Source organism: Telluria sp. ZT3P26, assembly GCF_059686035.1.
This window is the reverse complement of sequence record NZ_JCASII010000002.1, coordinates 585311-602483: the sequence shown is the minus strand read 5'-3', so window position 1 is coordinate 602483 and position 17173 is coordinate 585311. Positions and strand designations below refer to the sequence as shown.

Here is a 17173-nt window from a genome sequence, read left to right as displayed (position 1 = left end):
GGTGTTCTTCGCTAATAAAGGGGATGCTTACAGGATGACGCCGGGGGGTGTGGCAGGCGCCGTCGCGGCTGGCGCAGTGGACGCGGTCGGTGCCGGCGGCGCCAGCGTCAATGGCAGGGCGATGGCGACGTCGGTGCCTTCGCCGGGGCTCGAGCGCACCTCGATCGTGCCATGCAGCGCGTAGGCACGCTCGCGCATGCCGATGATGCCGATGCCTTCGGACGCGCTGGCCGTGTCGAAACCAGCGCCGTCATCGACCACGCGGATGCGCAGCATGCCCTTGCCTTCGTCGAGCAGCAGGCTGACGTGCGCCGAGCGCGCCGCGGCGTGCTTCATGACGTTCGACAGCGCCTCCTGCACGATGCGGTAGGCCGAGATGGCCAGCTCGTTCGACAGGCGCGCGAAGTCGCCTTCGCTGTGCAGGTCGAAGCGGCAGCCGGACGTGGTGTCGTAGTGGCGCACCATCTCTTCGACGGCGCCGTGCAGGCCGAGCATATCGAGCACCTCCGGCCGCAGGCGGCGCACGAGGCGCCGGCCGTTGGCGTACAGGTCGAGCGCGAGCTTCGTGATGGCTTCGGACTTGCGCTTGATTTCCACCACCTCGGGGCCGGGGGGGGCTTTGGCCGCCAGCAGGCCGATCGCCTGTGCCTCGAGGCGCGCCGCGATCAGCGACGCATTGAGTTCGTCGTGGATCTCGACCGCGATGCTCTTGCGCTCGTCCTCGATGATCTCGTTGACCTTCTGGATCAGTTTGCGCTTGTCGGCATCGGCGCGCAGCGCTTCGTTGCGCGAGGCGAGCAGGTCGCGCGTGCGCTCGGCCACCTTGTTTTCGAGGTCGCGCTTTGATTCGCCCAGCGCCAGCGACATCTCGCCGATCGACGACTGCAGCTCGCCGATCTCGCCGCCGGTGGTGACCGGCGGATGGACGCGGAAGTTACCGCCCCGGATCTGGCGCAACGTGCCGATGGCCTCGCGCAGCGGCACGATCAGCGAGCGCGCCAGCACCCAGGCAAGGATGCCGCTGGCGGCCAGCGCCAGCGCCGCCATCGACAGCTCGATCTGGAAGCGGTCGGTCTGCTTGGCCATCATGTTCGCCGGCGACATCGTCACCCGCACCCAGCCCACCACTTCGGTGGTGAGCGTGGGCGGACGCGAATCGCTCGACGCCGACACGTGCGGCGTGCCGTTGTCCGAGAACAGGTTGATCCACACCACCTGCTTGCGGATCGGCGCTTCGTAGTAGTGGGACTGGGCGTCCAGCGCCGACTCGGACACCACGCGCACGGCCGCCCGCCCGCTGCCGTCAATGACGTCGACGCGGTAGATGCTGCGGTCGGACTGCACCAGGCCATTGATGGTCAGGCGCAGGTCGGACAGGTTGCCCGAGATGACGTTGTACTCGGACGTTTCGGACAGCGCGCGTGCCAGGATGCGGCCACGCTCGGCCAGTTCTTCGGCCACCTGGGCGCGGTGCGCGTACCACGAGTACCAGACGAAGGATGTAAACAGCAGGATCACCGGCAGCATCGTGATGACGGCCATGCGCCGTCCGACACCCCAGCCGCGCCAGAAACGCAGGTTCATCGCGCCGCCGGCGCCAGCGCCGGTGCCGGCCGGGCGAAGTTGCGCGCGGCGTCCGTCACGCGCAGGTCGAGCGAACTGGCCACGCCTTCGTTGATGATCGTGCGGAAGTAGCGCGGGAACTGCGGCGCCGGCATTTCGCCGGTGCGCACGAAGTCGGCCGTGATCTCGGCCACCTGGGCGTTGATTTCTTCGACTTCCGAATACGTGGTGGCCAGCGCGCCGACCTTGACCATGTCGGCCGAGAAGCCGATCACGCCCTGCTTGCGGCGGTAGGTCGAGAGCAGGATGTTGCGCACGTTTTCGGCGTTGTAGATGTCGCTGTCGGGCAGCGCCAGCAGCGTCTCGGCGCGCGTCATGCTGCCCAGCGTGTGATTCAGGTCGTCGCCCGGCGTGAACATCTGGATCTCGGTGGCGTCGTGCAGCACCGGGCGCAGGAAGGCGGTATCGGGGCCGAGCAGCACACCCACGCGCACCGGGCGCCCGTACAGGAGTTCGGCCAGGCGCATCTGGTCGTTCGGCGCCGGCTCGGCGTACACCGCCGTGATGGCCGCGCGGCGTGGCTTGGGCAGGCGCGCCGTCAGGCCGCGCCACACCTGGCTGGACGTATAGGCCGAGATGACGACGCAATCGCAGCGCCGCGACAGCGCGTCACGCAGCGCGGTGGGGCCGATTGCGATGTAGAGCATGCGGCGCTTCTGCGCGAGCTCGGTGCGAAACGCAGCAAAGGTGGGCACCAGGCGCTTGTACAGGTCATCGACGATGCGGTGCGTGACCGCGCTGTCGTCACCGGTAATGATCTGGAAGCGGTAGCCCTGCACCTCTTCGCGTTCGCGCTCGGTTTGCTGGGCCTGGACGGCATGGGCGCCGGTGGCGGCCAGGGCCAGCGTCATGGCGAGCAGCGGGGCCAGCGAACGCGCACGTGAAGCGTTCTGCATCCGGCGCAGGAGATTGCCCATCGCTTACGGCTCGATCAGGCCGTGCTTGACGGCCAGCAGCGTGATGCTGGCCTGGCGGTGCACGCCCAGCTTCTCTTTGATCGACTGGCTGATATTGCTGATGGTCTTGGTCGACAGGTCGAGACGCTCGGCGATTTCGGCGTTGGTCATGCCCTCGGCCATGAACTTGAAGATTTCCAGGCCACGCTCGTCGAGCTGCGACTGCGGCGTGACTTCGCCGCGCACGGCCATGCTGGCCAGGCGCGAGGCGATATGCGGCAGGAAGTACAGCTTGCCCTCGTGCGCGTGACGCACGGCGGTGGCCAGGTCGGCCGGGTCGCAATCCTTGGTGACGAAGGCGTGGGCGCCGAGGCGGTAGGTTTCCTTGATCAGGCTGTCCTGATCAAACTGGCTCAGGAAAACGATCTTGGCCGACGGGTCGGACTTGAGGATGGCCTGCGCCGCATCCATGCCGGTCAGCTCGGTGCCGAAGCGCATGTCGAGCACGGCGACGTCGGGCTGCTCGGCCGCATACAGCGCGGTGGCTTCGCTCGGCGTCTTGGCCTGGCCCACCACCTGCATGCCGGCCGCTTCGAGCGACATGGCGAAACCGGTCATGACGATGGGGTGATCGTCGGCCAGCATGACGCGGATGGGTTTGTTCTGATCTGCCAATTTGTTCTCCTGGCGCGGGGGCCTGTGGTGCACATGCGTTGCGCGTGCAGGTCTGGATGCGACATGCACGGCCGGGGCAATGGGCCCCGGGATAGAGGGGAATTATTTCACACAACGGGCGGGGAAGCGATGGGTAAAAAGGCCGCGCAAGGGATGCGATGCATGGCGCGCCAGGACGACCGCTTGATGCATCCGGCACAATCCGTCTTATCCTGCGCAGTCGGATGCGCATACAACAGGTATAAAAATTACTTCGTTATGGATTTGCAAATTGCTAGGCTCTAGCATATATTGATTCCATCAGCGGTAGATATGCACCCTTCAACACACCACAGGAGGTTGATATGCATGGTTCCTGGATCCACGATGGCGCCGGCGGCAAGGCCGGCAAGTTTGTTCTCGTCGCCGGCCTGCACGTGCTGGTTGCCGTGGGCGTCATGCACGTCATGAATGCGAAGACGATCTCGCTGCCCGCCATTTTTGACGAGCCCATGGTGTGGACGACCCCAGAGATACCGCCGCCGCCGCCGCCCGAACCACCCAAGCCGCAAGTCCGGTCGGCGCCACCCGACATCGTGGTGCCGAAGGTCGAGGTCGAGATTGCCGCGCCGCCACCCCAACCTGCCGTCCAGGCCAGCACCGAGCCAGCGCCAGAGCCGGCCCCGCCGCTGCAAACGCCATCCCCCACCGCGCCACCCGCCCAGCCATTGACCAGCAACGCCCTGGTGCGCAGCGCCGTGCTGGCCGACGCCAATGGCTGCGCCAAGCCTGACTATCCGGTGCGCGCCGCGCGCAATGGCGACACCGGCACCGTGACGCTGGCGCTGCTGGTCGGCGCCGATGGCCGCGTACAGGATGCGCGCATCGAGTCGTCGAGCGGCTCGCGCGATCTCGACCGCGCCGCCGTCAACGCGCTGAGCACGTGCACATTCCAGCCAGCGATGCATGGCGGCGTCGCCGAAGCCGGATGGGCGAAGCTCGCCTATGTCTGGACACTCGAGTAACCAGGACCGCCCCTCTTTCGCCCGCCCTCTTGATCCGGCGGGCTTTTTTTCGCCCTTATGACAGGTGCATGGAGAACAACCAATGGATGCCGTACGCGCCGTAACACCCGCCATCAACGTCAGCGGTTTCATGCACGCTCTCACCGGCGCCGTCGTACTGGCCGCCCTCGCCATGCTGGCCTGGCTGGCGCTGGCGCCACCCGTCGCCCCGGCCCCCGTCGCGTCGGTCGCGTCACCCGCATGGGCCGCGCGCACCAACGACCATCAGCGGGTGCTGGCTGCCAGCCCCCGCTCGATCGGGGGCAGCGACAATGCGCAGGCGCGCGCTTACCTGGTGCTGCAACTGCGCGCGATGGGACTGGCGCCAGCCGTGCAGCGCGCCACCGTGCGCACATCGGTCACGCGGCTCTTCGGCGGCATCCACCACACGATCGGCGTGGTGCACAACGTCGTCGCGACGATTCCCGGCAGCGCGCCCGATGCTGCGCGGCGCCCCGCCCTGCTGCTGGCAACCCACTACGACAGCGGCGCGGCGCCGCGTGACGCGCTGCCAGGTGCGGCCACCGCCAGCGCGCTGCTCGACACCGCGCGCGCCTTGCGCGGCGCCCCGCCGGCCAACGATATCGTGCTGCTGTTTGCCGACGGCGAGCGCGTTGGCATGCTCGGGTCGCGGGGATTTGTCGAACAGCACCCGCTGGCAAGCCGCATCGGCATGGCGCTCAAATTCGATGGCACCGTCGATGGCCCGCTACGCATGCTGGAGGCCAGCCATGCGGGCGCGCCGGCCCTGGCGGGCTGGATGCAGGCTGCGCCCGAACTGCGCGGCACGTCCGCGAACGCGACGCTGGCATGGCTGCTGGGGGACGCGCCCCATATCGGTCCACTGACCCGGCTCGATGCGCCGGTGCTGCTGTTCGGGGGCGGCGAGCCACGTTCGGCCGATACCGCGCCGCGTCAACTGGGCGACGCGATGCTGCGCCTGGCCCGCGCCTATGGCGCCGCGCCGCTGGCAGCCGGCGGCCAGGCAGCGCACGTCTATTTTTCACTGCCGGTCATCGGTCCCGTCCATCATGCGGCGTGGCTGGTGTGGGTGCCGGCGATCCTGTGCTGCCTGATGCTGGCGCGCGCATGGCGCGGACAGTTCGGTGAGGACGGTGTACTCGATGCAGCGCAGGGCGCGTTTGGCGTGTGCTTCCTGCTGCTCGTGGCGCGCGTGGGCACCTGGAGCTGGGATCGCGAGCTGGCCGCCGCCGGCCTGGCCGGTGAACACCGCCTGCCGTTGACCGTTGCCGTCGTCACGGCCGGTGTGTTCGTGGCCGGCTTGTACCTGCTGCGCCGCAGTGTCGGCACGGCCGCGACGGTGCTCGGCGCGCTGGCCTGGCCGACGCTGGCGCTGCTCTTTGCCGCCGTGTTCCTGCCAACGCTCGCCCCGCTGCTGGCCTGGCCACTGGTCGCGGCGCTCGGCGCCTTCACGCTGCTGCATACGCGCTGGGGCGAACGGCAAGGCGCCAGCGTACGCCTGCTGGTGCTGCTGGCCGGCCTGGCGCCGGCCGCGAGCCTGCTCCCGCCGGCGCTGCGCGATGCCTGGCGCCTGCTGGCCCCCGGCCACATGCATGTTCCGCCGATGCTGATGGCGCTACCCATGCTGTGCTTTGCCAGCCCCCTGCTGATGCTGCGTAGCAGGGCCGCCGTCAGCGGCGCGCTGGCTCTTGCGCTGGCCGCCTGCCTGGCACTGCCGGATGGCGCGCCGGCGCGCCATGGACAAGAAGTAGAACCCGCCAACCTTGAGCAGCTGGTCTATTACAAGGACATGAACGCGTGGCGCGCCTACTGGCTGCTGCCACAGCAGCCGCTCGACGACTGGCGCCGCGAGCTGTTCGCGGGCCGCGCCAGGCCGACCGTCTTCGTCGAAGTCTTTGGCCTGCGCAGCGCGCCCCAGTGGTACGCCGTCGCGCCGCGCGACGATGCGATCGCGTTCCCCGAGTGCTTCATCCTGCGCAACCACGTCGGGAAGGTGCGGCTGGCCAGATTCACGGTGCGCTCGGCCAACCGCGCCCCGCATATCGCGCTGGCCATGCACGGCGCCAGGGCGCTGCGCTCGCGCGTCGACGGGGTGATACTGAGCGCGACGGAGAGCGCGTGGTCGCTGTCGCTGTACGGGATGCAGGACCGGGTGCTGCAGCTGGAAATCGAAAGTGAGCCCAACGAGATCTTCGCCATCACGGTGCAGGAACACATCCCCGGCCTGCCACGGCATCTCTTGCCCGCGGACCGGCAAGGCGTGGCGCCGCAGGTGGGCACGACGATGTCGACCGATATCCTGCGGTTTTACTGACAAGTTGTCATAAAATGGCCCCGCGCGCCACGAGTGCGCCCTTCCCGATGAATGGCTTGATTAACTATGCAGCGTCAACTTCGCGGCATTTACTTCGCAGCAGGAATCCATGCACAAGATCGTCTCTTCCCTCATCCTCTCCGTCCTCGCCGGCAGCCTGGCGCTGGCCTTCCCGACCCATGCCCAGACCAGGGCCAAGGCCACCGTTCAGGAAGCGCCGCTGCGCGCGCACATGGCGTTCCTGTCGTCCGACGTGCTCGAAGGCCGCGGCACCGGCCAGCGCGGCGGCGAGCTGACCGTCACGTATCTTGAAACGCAAGCCGCCGCCGTGGGCCTGAAACCCGGCAACGGCAAGAGCTTCCGCCAGCCGGTCAAGATCGCCGGCGTGCGCTCGCTGCCCGAGAAGAGCAATGTCGGCATCGTCGCCAACGGCAAGGCCGTGCCGCTGCAGTTCGGCGCGGACTGGGTCTGGGGCCCGGGCGACGGCAAGGCCGATCACACGCTCGACGCCGAACTGGTCTTCGTCGGCTACGGCATCGTGGCGCCGGAAGAAAAGTGGGATGACTTCAAGGGCATGGACGTCAAGGGCAAAGTGATCGTGATGATGGTGAACGATCCGGCGCCGACCGCCACCGAAGCGACCCGCTTCAACGGCGCGGGCCTGACCTACTACGGTCGCTGGACCTACAAGCTCGAAGAAGCGGCGCGCCAGGGCGCAGCCGGCGTCCTGCTGATCCACACCGATGCATCGGCTTCGTATGGCTGGAGCGTGGTGCAGAACAGCTGGGCCAACGCCGAGCGCTTCCAGCTCACCGAAGGCAAGGTAGGCAGCGGCCTGCAGGGCTGGATGACCGACGATACGGCGCGCAAGGTGTTCGCAGCCGCCGGCCAGGATCTGGACAAGCTGCGCGCCGCCGCCGAAGACAAAAACTTCAAGCCGGTCGCACTGAATGCCCGCGTCAAGGGCGAGGCGCGCGCGCAGGTGCGCTCGCTGGAAGAGTTCAACGTTGCCGGCATCGTGCCGGGCACCGATCCGAAGCTGAAAGACGAAGTGGTGATCTACTCGGCGCACTGGGATCACATGGGCAAGCAAGGTACCGAGGGCGACACGATCTTCAACGGCGCCGTCGACAACGCATCGGGCACCGGCGCGCTGCTGGCGATGGCCGCCGAGGCGGTCAAGAACCCGGCCAAGCGCAGCCAGATGTTCCTGTGGGTCGGCGCCGAAGAGCAAGGCCTGCTGGGCAGCGCCGCCTATGTGGCCGCACCACTGTGGCCGATCGCCAAGACCGCCGCCAACCTGAACCTCGATAGCCTGAACTGGGTCGGCCTGGTCAAGGACGTCAGCGTGCCGGGCAGCGAGCGCACCGAACTGGGCGCGATGGCGGCCAGCGTCGCCAAATCGATGGGCATGGTCATTGCGCCGAGCAAACCGGACCTGAGCGGCGGCTACTTCCGCAGCGACCACTTCAGCTTCGCCAAGGCCGGCGTGCCCGCCTTCTCGGTCGGCTACGGCAGCAGCTGGGTCAAGGATGCCGACGCGAACAACGCCAAGGCCAAGACCTACCGCGCCAAATACCACCAGGTGGGCGACGAATACGATCCGAGCTGGGATCTGTCGGGCATGGTGCAGCAGGCGCAGTTCACGCTGAACCTGGGCCGCGCGGTGGCCGATGCACCGAAGATGCCGACCTGGAAAGCGGGCGACCCGTTTGGCAAGGCACGCGAAACGGCGAAATAATTCGCTTCCGTAGCAGGGCCTGAACGGGCTGGCGTGCATGACGAGTGCGCGCCAGCCCGTTTCTCGTTGTAGCATCACGCCATCGAGCGATGAAAGGCATGCAATGCAGGAGAACGAACTGACGCTGGGCGATGGCCGGGTGCTGCACTATTACGACTGGAAGCCGGAGTTCGAGGAACCCGAGCTGACCGTATTCTGGCACCACGGCACGCCGAACATCGGCAAGCCGCCCGCCCCGCTGTTTGCTGCGGCGCTCGAAATGGGCATCCGCTGGATCGGCTACGACCGGCCCGGCTACGGCGGCTCGAGCGCGCGAAGCGGCCGCGATGTCGCCTCGTGCGCCGAAGACGTCGCGCGCATCGCCGACCAGCTCGGGATCGAGCACTTCGCCGTGATGGGCCATTCGGGGGGCGGCCCGCACGCGCTGGCCTGCGCCGCGCTGCTGCCCAAACGGGTCATCGCGGCCGTCAGCATCGCGGGCCTGGCGCCGTTCGATGCGGGGGGCCTGGACTGGTTCCAGGGGATGACCGCGTCGGGCGCGGCAGCGCTGCGGGCCGCCGCGCAGGGGCATGCGGCCAAGGTGCAGCACGAAGGGCTCAATCAGGAATTCGATCGCGAGATGTTCACGCCCGAGGACTGGGCCGAGCTGTCCGGCACGTGGTCGTGGTTCGACAGCGTGGTCCGGCCGGCGCTCAGCGAAGGTCCGGGTGGCCTGATCGACGACGACCTGGCGTATGTCGCGCCATGGGGCTTCGATTGTGCGCGCATCGTGCAGCCGGTGCTGCTGGTGCATGGGGCGCAGGACCGCGTCGTGCCGTGTGCGCACAGCGAATGGCTGGCGCGAAGCTGCCGCTCGGCGCGGCTGTGGCAGCGGCCGGATGACGGGCATATTTCGGTGTTGAACAGCGCGGCGTCGGCGCTGGCTTGGTTGCGGGAGCAAGCCAGCGATGGTTGACCACGACGCTGACCAGAACGTCATGACCACTTACAAATTCAATCTCCCGCGCGACGCGGCGACCGCGATTTTTGTCGCCTGCCTGCTTCTTGCCCTGACGCTGCACGCGGTACCAGCGCTGCTCGCCGGCCTCCTGGCATTCGTGCTCACGCGCGGCCTGCTGAGCATCCTGCGCACGCGCGACCTGTACAAAAAGCTGCGCTCGCACGAATTCATCGCGAGCTTCGTGGTTGGCCTGGGGTCGATCGCGGTGCTCGCCATCATCAGCGTTCTGGTGGTCCGGCTGCTCGAAGGCGAATCGTTGCGTGCATTCTCGCTGAAGGTGGCCGAGACGATCACGCAGATCAAGCAGTTCCTGCCGCCAGCGCTGGCGGAGTACGTGCCGCAATCACTCTTCGAGATGCGCGAACTGGCGTCGGACACCCTGAAAGAGCATGTCAATGCGGTCGCGGGCATTGGCTCGGGCATCCTGCGCAGCCTGCTGTTGACCGTGATCGGCTGGATCACAGGGGTGCTGGCCGCAGTGAGCATTACGGTCACACCGACCGACGAAGCGAGGCATTCCGTCTTCTACCGGACCTGGCACCGCCATTGGAGCATGCTGGCCACCGCTTTCAAGAACGTGGCCTGGGCACAGACCAAGATTGCCGCCATCAATGCAACGCTGACGGGCGTGTACCTGCTGGTTGTCATGCCGGTTCTGGGCTGGGAGCTGCCCTACGTCAAAACCCTCATCCTGGCGACGTTCCTCTTTGGCTTGCTGCCTGTCGTGGGCAATATCGTGTCGAATACCCTGATCTGCACGATCGCGCTGAGCGTTGCGTTTCCGGCCGCCGTTGTTTCAGCGGTGTTCCTTCTTGTCATCCACAAGCTTGAATATTTCCTAAGCGCGCGGATTCAGGGCCACCGGATCGGCGCGAAGGTCTGGGAACTGCTGATCGTGCTGTTCGCCTTCGAAATCATGTTCGGCCCCGCTGGCATGGTTGCCGCGCCGGTGATCTACGCGTTCGTCAAAGCCGAGTTGAAACGGGTTCGCTGGTTGAACTGACGCCAGGCTATCTGGCGTCAAACATTAAAATTGTTGTAATAATCTCCCGTCTTGGTTTACCAACTTGCGAATTTGGTTGGGCCAATCTAGAATCGATGAACCGGTTAGGCGCGATGCATCATCCGGTGGCCTGACGCATCAACCAGATCGGCACGGGCTCTGACATCGAGCCTTCTTCGCAGTTAAAAAATACAAGCCGGAGACATCTTGAAAACCAACTACCTACTGCAAGCCCTTGCGCTCGTCGCACTGGGCCAGGGGGCCGTGCACGCCGCGCCCCTGAGGCTGCAAGACGCCAGCATCACCGCCACCTACAACGGCGCCGCCGACGGCATGCTCGGGCTGGATCAGGGCTTCGCGGCCGGACCGGGCGCCAATACCAGCAAGCTCGACCCTACCGATACCGGCGTGGAGTTCTTCACGTCGGACTTCCTGTTCGGGATCGACTTTTCTGCTGACGGCATGCTGACCGTGATCGCCAACTACGCCGTCGCGCCCGGCGCTTACAGCATGCGTTTCGATCTTGGTAACGCACTGCCGGTCACGGCGTTCACGCTGACCGGCATGGGCGGCGTCACCGGCATTCCTGGCCTGTCGATCATCGACAGTCACACGATCGCGCTCGACCTGAGCGGGGTCGACTGGAGCGAGTTCGGCGCATTCAGCGCGCGCCTCGAAACCGCTACGGCAGTGGAAGTGCCCGAACCCGGCGCACCTGCGATCCTGATGGGCGGCCTGGCGGCACTGGCGCTCGTGCAAAACGGGCGCAAGGGACGCAAACCACGCGCCTGACCTCGCGTCTCCAGCCATTCAAGGACAGTCCGGCAGCGCTTCGAGCGCGGCGGCGGGCTTGCGGCCTCATTTCCTCCACCAGGAGAACCACATGCACTATCCAGGTTTGCATGCAGCGCTGTGCGCTGCGCTACTTTTTGCCAGCAGCGGACACGCTGCGGCCGCCGTCGATCCGGCGCGCCAGAGCGCCCCCGCCGACGGCTGGGCCAGCCAAGCCGGCGGCACCGTCGGCGGCGCGAATGCCATCGAATCCCAGATCTACACGGTGAACAACCGCGCCCAGCTGCTTGCCGCGATCCAGAACGGCGGCGATAACAGGAAGATCATCAAGCTCATCGGCGTACTCGACATGAGCGAAGGCCAGCCCTATGCCAGCAACGCGGACCAGGCGGCACGCGGCGCGGTGCGCCTGAAAAGCAATACGACGCTGATCGGCGACGCCAATGCGGGCATCGTCAACGGCCACATCATCGTGTCGAACGTCTCGCAAATCATCATCCGCAACCTCAAGCTCGTCAATCCGTGCGACGTCGCGCCCGTCTGGGACCCGAACGACGGCTCGAGCGGCAACTGGAACAGCGCCTTCGACGCGATCTCCGTGACGGGCTCGACCCATGTCTGGATCGACCACAACAGTTTCACCGACGCCCCGCGCACGGACAATTTCCTGCCGGTCGAGAACGGCAAGGTGAAGCAGTGCCATGACGGCGCGGTCGATATCACGAATGCGTCCGACTACGTCACCGTGTCGTACAACGTCTTCGGCGAGCACAACAAGAACAACCTGGTCGGCAGCGGCGACGGCGCAACTGCTGACGAGGGCAAGCTGCGCGTCACGTTCAGCAACAACGTGTTCCGCGACGTCACCAGCCGCGCACCGCGCGTGCGCTATGGCCAGGTGCACCTATTCAACAATTACTATGCCGGGTCGACGTCGCACCCGGTCTACGCCACCAGCTATTACGTTGGCGTCGGCCATGCCGCCAAGATCCTGTCGAACAACAATGTGTTCGAGGTCGCGGGCGCCACCGCCTGCAGCGATGTCGTCGAGAATTTCGGCGGCACGATTCCCGGCGCCTTCAAGGACACCGGTTCGCTGCTCAACGCCAAACCCCTCGGCGCCTGCGGCGTGCCAACGACCGTCAGCTGGACCCCGCCGTATGCCTTCAGCGCGCGGCCGATCCCGCTGGTCAAGGCCAACGCGCTGGCGCAGGCCGGCGGCGGCAAACTGGTGACGACCATCAGCGGCAGCGGCAAGGTCGTCGTCGATACCGGCCCGACGCTGGCCTGCCCTGCGACGGGCTTCTACTTCTGCGACGACTTCCAGAATGGCGGCAGCGCCAAATGGGACCTGAAGCCCTTGCCGGGCCCGAACGGCACCTTCAGCGTGGTGACGGAAGCTGCCGGCAGCGCCAACAAGGTGCTGCAATACACGGCCGCCACCACCGGCGGCGTGCTGGCCCTGATCAAGGACAGCGAGATGGGCGCCGTGCCGTCGGGCGATTATTTCGTCGAAGCCCGCATCCGGCCGATGACCAATGGCACCACGGGCAACAAGTTCCTGTTCCTGGTCACCCGCTACGTCGATGCCAACAACTGGTACGGCGCCGGCCTGAACGTGCAGAATGCCACCACCAGCACCCAGGTCGAGATCGTCAAGCTGCTGGGTAGCGCGCTCAACCGGCAGCGCGCGGTGCGCAAACCGATCGCGATGGATGCCCAGTTCTACACGGTGCGGTTCGAGATGGTTGGCACCACGCTGACGGTGTATCTCGACGGTGAAAATCTCGGCTCGGTGACCGACAGCAGCTTTGCCGCGCGCGGACGGGTCGGCTTGTACACGGCCAACAAGAGCTTCCAGATCGACGACGTGCGCATCGGCGATCCGCGCATGAAACCGGTGCAGCTGACGCTTGCCCCCGGCACGCCTACCTGGGCCGCCGAAGCCGGCGATGCGCCGCTGCAGGTGCAGGTCACTGCGGTGGCGGCCGACGGCACGCCGGACAGCTTCACCGCCGAGTCGAGCAATCCTGCGGTGGCTACCGTCACGCTCGACGGCGCGATGGCCACGATTGCACCGGTGGGTGCGGGCACGGCCACTGTCCTGTTCCGGGCCGGTTCGGACGCGACCATGACACGGTCGATTGCGGTGACAATTGCGCCGCAGTTCATCCAGCCGACCCAGGTGTACCAGCTCGACGGTGTCGCCGTGCCGGCGGCGATGGAAAGTGCCGCCTACGTCGACAGCACGCTCAAACTGGTGTTCGACAAGCCGCCGGTTCTCGGCAACGGCGGCACGATCCGCGTCTTCCGCCAGGCGGACGATGCACTGGTGGATGTGATCAAGCTGACCGGTGAAACCGACATGCTCGGTTATCCGGGCCAGGACCAGATCCGCAAGGTCAACACGACGCCGATCCAGATTGCCGGCAACACGGTGACCATCAAGCTGCACAGCAACAAGCTGGACTACAACACGGGGTATTACGTGGCCATTGCTGACGGCGTCTTCACGGGCACCAGCCTTGGTGGTGTGCCGTTCCGGGGCATCGGCAAACCGGGTGGATGGACGTTTACCACCCGCGCGGCTGCGCCGAGTGGCGCGAGCGTGACGGTCGATGATGACGGCGCGGCCGATTTTCGCACCGTGCAGGGCGCGCTCAGTTACGCGATGCAGAATTTCGCCAAGGCCGAGCCGGTGACGATCCGGGTGATGAACGGCGTGTACGAGGAGCTGCTCTTTTTGCGTGGCAAGGACAATGTCAGCATCGTGGGCCAGAGCCGTGACGGCGTCGTGATCCGCTATACCAACCACAACACGCTCAATCCCTTTACCGGTGCGAGCCAGGTGGCAAACGCTGCCGCAGCGGCGACCGGCGGGCGCGCCGTGATGCTGGTCGAGACGTCGGACATGCTCGTGCTCGACACCCTCAGCATCGACAACACGACGCTGCGCGGCCCCACCACCGGCCAGGCCGAAACGCTGTACTTCAACAATGATGGCGGCCGCCTGATCGCGAAAAACAGCGCGTTCTACAGCGAGCAGGACACGCTCAACCTGAAGGGATTCAACTGGTTCTACCGCAGCCTGGTATCGGGCAACGTCGACTTCATCTGGGGCGGCAGCCGCGCCGCGCTATTCGAGGAAAGCGAGATCCGCACGATCGGCGACACCTCCAGCCCGACCAGCGGCGGTTACGTGCTGCAGGCGCGCGTGATCAATCCGGTCGACAAGGGCTTTGTGTTCCTCAACAGCGCGCTGACGCGTGGCCCGGGCCGCGGCCCGCTCAAGAGCGAAGTGCCCGATGGCGCCACCTGGCTGGCGCGTAGCCCGGGCGGCACCGCGAGCTACGACAACATCGCGTTCATCAACACCCGGATGGACCGGCATGTGGCGCCCGCAGGCTGGGCCGGGCTGGGCGTGAACAGCCAGCCCGCACCCAATCCGGTGGTGCCCAATGCGGTGAGTGGCTGGCGCGAATACGGCAGCACTGACCTTGCCGGCGTGCCGCTGGACCTGTCGCGCCGGGTTGGCGGCTACCGGCTGAGCGCTGACGAAGTGGAAGCCGGTTTCTCGAACCGCGCCCAGGTGTTCGCGGCGTTCAGCGCCGGCGAAGGCTGGAATCCGCAGCCGTAACGAAGGGTTGAAATGACGCAGGGCCCATCGCTTGGTGTACAAGCGATGGGCCCTGCGCGTTTGCTGCTTGTTCGGTTACCGGATTACTGGATCACGCCGCAAGCCATGCGGGCGCCGCCACCACCCAGTGGCGCAGGATGATCAGCGTGGTTGTCGCCACCGACGTGCACCATCAGGGCCTTGCCCTTGAGGTCCGCCATTTTCATGCGCGGGGCCAGCACCGGGTTGGTGGCCATGCCTTTTGCGTCAACGGAAAGACCTGGCAGATCGCCCAGGTGACCATCGCCCCATGGGGTGCTGTGCTTCTTGGTGTTGGCCGGGTCGAGGTGACCACCAGCGGCGCCTGCAGGGACCGTCTTGCCGTCGGCCTGGTTTGGCGCGCAGCTGCCGTTGGCGTGCACGTGGAAGCCGTGCAGGCCCGGGGTCAGGTCCTTGAGTTCAGGAGTGAACACGACGCCGTATTGGCTTTCGCTGATCTTCACGGTACCGATGCTGGCGCCTTCGCCTTTATCGGTGGCCATTTTCAGCGTGACCGACATGTCAGCCGCGCTGGCGGAGGCGCACACGGCGCCGAACAGGACAGCACTCATCCATTGTTTGTTCATGGTTCACTCCTTGGCAAAATTTCGGGATATTGAAAAGACAAGTGAGTGTAGACCATTCCATCCGGAGGGGGTGTTCGGCAGACCTCGTATGGCCGCATTGCCTAAAAATCTACATTGAATTCACGTATGCAACACCTTTCTAAAAATCTCGGCCACCTTCTAGTCACAGTAATGAAAATAATGATTTAATTGAATAACCCGATTTTTCGTGACTCGTAGTGAGGAAAAAATGACTATTCAACAACGCTTGTACGCGTTTATTGTGATTGTGGTGGCGGGCCTGATGAGCATCGCAGGCGTGGGCATCTCCCAGATGGCAAAAGTCTATGACAGTACAAATTATACGAACGTCAACACTGTCCCCAGTCTGCTTGTATTGGCGGAAGCGGCGGGGTCCGCTGCCCAGTTACGTACGCAACTCTGGCAATACATGGCGTTGAGTGATCCTGAAAAGCGCGCGGTGCTTTCCAAGGCGATGGATGCGGTCCATGCAAAGGTCATTGGCGCATTTGACAAGTATGAAAAAGAGAACTTGTCCAATGATGAAGACAAGGCACTGCTGAATGCCGATCGCGCGGCGCTGAACGATTACGACGTGTTGCTTCGAAAAATAAAAACGCTTGTCGATAGCGGAAAGTCCGACGAAGCGCGCGATCTGTTGTTTGCAAATCAGGCAGTCGGTCTCAAAGTCCCCAGTACGATCGAAGCGCATCGTCAGTTCAATGCAAATCTTGGCAAGGAACATGCGGACGAGGCCTCAGCCACGGCGGCGCGCTCGAATTGGTTATCCATCAGCATTGCCGCCGTGATTACCGCAGTGGTTGCCACGATGGGGATCATGCTGACGAAAAACCTGATCAATGCGCTCAAACAAGCGGTGAAGGTTGCGGAAACGGTTGCTGGTGGTGATCTGACTTGCCAGATCGTCGCCAGCTCCAATGATGAAACCGGACGACTGCTCGGCGCTTTGAAGGCAATGAGTGAAAAACTGTCCACGATTGTTGGTCAGGTTCGCAGCGGCACAGACGAGATCGTGACTGCATCCAGCCAGATCGCGAATGGCAATCTGGATCTGTCATCACGAACCGAGGAACAAGCCAGTTCGCTGGAGGAAACGGCGTCCTCCATGGAAGAACTGGCCAGCACCGTTCAGCAGAACGATGCCAATGCACAAAGCGCGATTGCGCTGGCCGCGTCGGCGTCGGATGCCGCATCGAAGGGCGGCGCCGTCGTGTCACAAGTGATCAGCACGATGAGTTCGATTGATGCTTCGGCTAGAAAGATCGTGGAAATCATCAGCGTCATCGATGGCATTGCGTTCCAGACCAATATCCTGGCACTCAATGCGGCGGTGGAAGCGGCTCGTGCGGGTGAACAAGGCCGGGGGTTCGCCGTGGTCGCCGGCGAAGTGCGCAATCTTGCGCACCGCTCTGCTGCCGCTGCAAAAGAAATCAAGGCACTGATCACCGATTCGGTCGACCAGGTGGATGTCGGGAATAAATTGGTCTCTGAAGCTGGTTCGGCGATGGACAACGTTGTGGACAGTGTCAAACGCGTGAGTACGATTATTGGTGAAATCACGATGGCCGGCCGCGAACAAAGTTCCGGGATTGAGCAAATCAATCAGGCAATCTCGCAGATGGACGCTGTCACCCAACAGAATGCCGCGCTGGTCGAAGAAGCCGCAGCGGCAGCGGCATCCCTCCAGAATCAGGCAACGACATTATCCGGTCTGGTAGGTACATTCAAGATTGATTCCACAAGCACCATCAAGTCAGCGGCGACGAGCCCCCGGATGGCCGTGCAGACTGAAAAGCCTGCGTTGCGACTGGGCGCGTTCAGCCCGGCTTGAATCGTACGCC

At 64.9% G+C, this 17173-nt stretch carries 12 protein-coding genes; 8 read left to right on the top strand and 4 right to left on the bottom strand.

Going from position 1 to position 17173, the window contains the following annotated elements; all coding sequences use genetic code 11:
- Positions 1 to 27 precede the first annotated feature (27 nt).
- The 3 genes from AC56LN_RS10510 to AC56LN_RS10500 are packed head-to-tail and all read right to left on the bottom strand — an operon-like array spanning position 28 to position 3194.
- Positions 28 to 1584 (bottom strand): HAMP domain-containing sensor histidine kinase, encoded by a 1557-nt coding sequence (locus tag AC56LN_RS10510; RefSeq protein WP_499571500.1) that lies wholly within the window; start codon positions 1582 to 1584, stop codon positions 28 to 30.
- A complete protein-coding gene (locus tag AC56LN_RS10505) occupies positions 1581 to 2540 on the bottom strand; it encodes a hypothetical protein (RefSeq protein WP_482896957.1) in 960 nt (319 codons plus the stop codon). Before AC56LN_RS10505 ends, AC56LN_RS10510 begins: the two co-directional genes overlap by 4 nt.
- Positions 2541 to 2543: 3 nt before the next feature.
- Positions 2544 to 3194 (bottom strand): response regulator, encoded by a 651-nt coding sequence (locus AC56LN_RS10500; protein ID WP_183554407.1) that lies wholly within the window; start codon positions 3192 to 3194, stop codon positions 2544 to 2546.
- 344 nt (positions 3195 to 3538) lie between these two features.
- Between AC56LN_RS10500 and AC56LN_RS10495 the strand changes: the two genes are divergently transcribed.
- The 7 genes from AC56LN_RS10495 (at position 3539) to AC56LN_RS10465 (ending at position 14706) form a co-directional block, all read left to right on the top strand.
- Positions 3539 to 4198: an energy transducer TonB gene (locus tag AC56LN_RS10495; protein WP_499571498.1), complete on the top strand. Its 660-nt coding sequence runs from the start codon at positions 3539 to 3541 to the stop codon at positions 4196 to 4198.
- 82 nt (positions 4199 to 4280) lie between these two features.
- Positions 4281 to 6533, top strand: coding sequence for a M28 family peptidase (locus AC56LN_RS10490; protein ID WP_499571496.1), 2253 nt, complete (start codon positions 4281 to 4283; stop codon positions 6531 to 6533).
- Between the two features lie 109 nt (positions 6534 to 6642).
- Complete coding sequence (locus AC56LN_RS10485; protein ID WP_499571494.1) at positions 6643 to 8274, top strand: M28 family peptidase; 1632 nt, start codon at positions 6643 to 6645, stop codon at positions 8272 to 8274.
- Between the two features lie 103 nt (positions 8275 to 8377).
- On the top strand, positions 8378 to 9229 hold the full coding sequence (locus AC56LN_RS10480) for an alpha/beta fold hydrolase (protein WP_499571493.1): 852 nt from the start codon (positions 8378 to 8380) through the stop codon (positions 9227 to 9229).
- Positions 9222 to 10277 carry an AI-2E family transporter gene (locus AC56LN_RS10475; RefSeq protein WP_499571491.1) on the top strand — a complete coding sequence of 352 codons (1056 nt, stop codon included), beginning with the start codon at positions 9222 to 9224 and terminating at the stop codon, positions 10275 to 10277. The genes AC56LN_RS10480 and AC56LN_RS10475 overlap by 8 nt, the downstream gene beginning before the upstream one ends.
- A gap of 207 nt (positions 10278 to 10484) precedes the next feature.
- Positions 10485 to 11069 carry a hypothetical protein gene (locus AC56LN_RS10470; protein ID WP_499571489.1) on the top strand — a complete coding sequence of 195 codons (585 nt, stop codon included), beginning with the start codon at positions 10485 to 10487 and terminating at the stop codon, positions 11067 to 11069.
- A gap of 91 nt (positions 11070 to 11160) precedes the next feature.
- Positions 11161 to 14706, top strand: coding sequence for a pectinesterase family protein (locus AC56LN_RS10465; RefSeq protein WP_499571487.1), 3546 nt, complete (start codon positions 11161 to 11163; stop codon positions 14704 to 14706).
- Between the two features lie 83 nt (positions 14707 to 14789).
- On the opposite strand, the gene sodC is transcribed toward AC56LN_RS10465, so the two are convergent.
- Entirely contained in the window at positions 14790 to 15311 is a 522-nt protein-coding gene (gene sodC / locus AC56LN_RS10460; protein WP_499571485.1) for a superoxide dismutase [Cu-Zn] SodC, read from the bottom strand.
- Between the two features lie 229 nt (positions 15312 to 15540).
- Here sodC and AC56LN_RS10455 point away from each other — a divergent pair, with 229 nt between their 5' ends.
- Positions 15541 to 17163 (top strand): methyl-accepting chemotaxis protein, encoded by a 1623-nt coding sequence (locus tag AC56LN_RS10455; protein WP_499571482.1) that lies wholly within the window; start codon positions 15541 to 15543, stop codon positions 17161 to 17163.
- The last annotated feature ends 10 nt before the right edge of the window (positions 17164 to 17173 follow it).

What these genes read in the sequence shown, in the direction of transcription:
- AC56LN_RS10475 (WP_499571491.1), top strand. Translation starts at nt 9,222, where the DNA reads ATGGTTGACCACGACGCTGACCAGAACGTCATGACCACTTACAAATTC.
- AC56LN_RS10495 (WP_499571498.1), top strand. Translation starts at nt 3,539, where the DNA reads ATGCATGGTTCCTGGATCCACGATGGCGCCGGCGGCAAGGCCGGCAAG.
- AC56LN_RS10455 (WP_499571482.1), top strand. Translation starts at nt 15,541, where the DNA reads ATGACTATTCAACAACGCTTGTACGCGTTTATTGTGATTGTGGTGGCG.
- AC56LN_RS10485 (WP_499571494.1), top strand. Translation starts at nt 6,643, where the DNA reads ATGCACAAGATCGTCTCTTCCCTCATCCTCTCCGTCCTCGCCGGCAGC.
- AC56LN_RS10510 (WP_499571500.1), bottom strand. Translation starts at nt 1,584, where the DNA reads ATGAACCTGCGTTTCTGGCGCGGCTGGGGTGTCGGACGGCGCATGGCC.
- AC56LN_RS10505 (WP_482896957.1), bottom strand. Translation starts at nt 2,540, where the DNA reads ATGGGCAATCTCCTGCGCCGGATGCAGAACGCTTCACGTGCGCGTTCG.
- sodC (WP_499571485.1), bottom strand. Translation starts at nt 15,311, where the DNA reads ATGAACAAACAATGGATGAGTGCTGTCCTGTTCGGCGCCGTGTGCGCC.
- AC56LN_RS10490 (WP_499571496.1), top strand. Translation starts at nt 4,281, where the DNA reads ATGGATGCCGTACGCGCCGTAACACCCGCCATCAACGTCAGCGGTTTC.
- AC56LN_RS10480 (WP_499571493.1), top strand. Translation starts at nt 8,378, where the DNA reads ATGCAGGAGAACGAACTGACGCTGGGCGATGGCCGGGTGCTGCACTAT.
- AC56LN_RS10465 (WP_499571487.1), top strand. Translation starts at nt 11,161, where the DNA reads ATGCACTATCCAGGTTTGCATGCAGCGCTGTGCGCTGCGCTACTTTTT.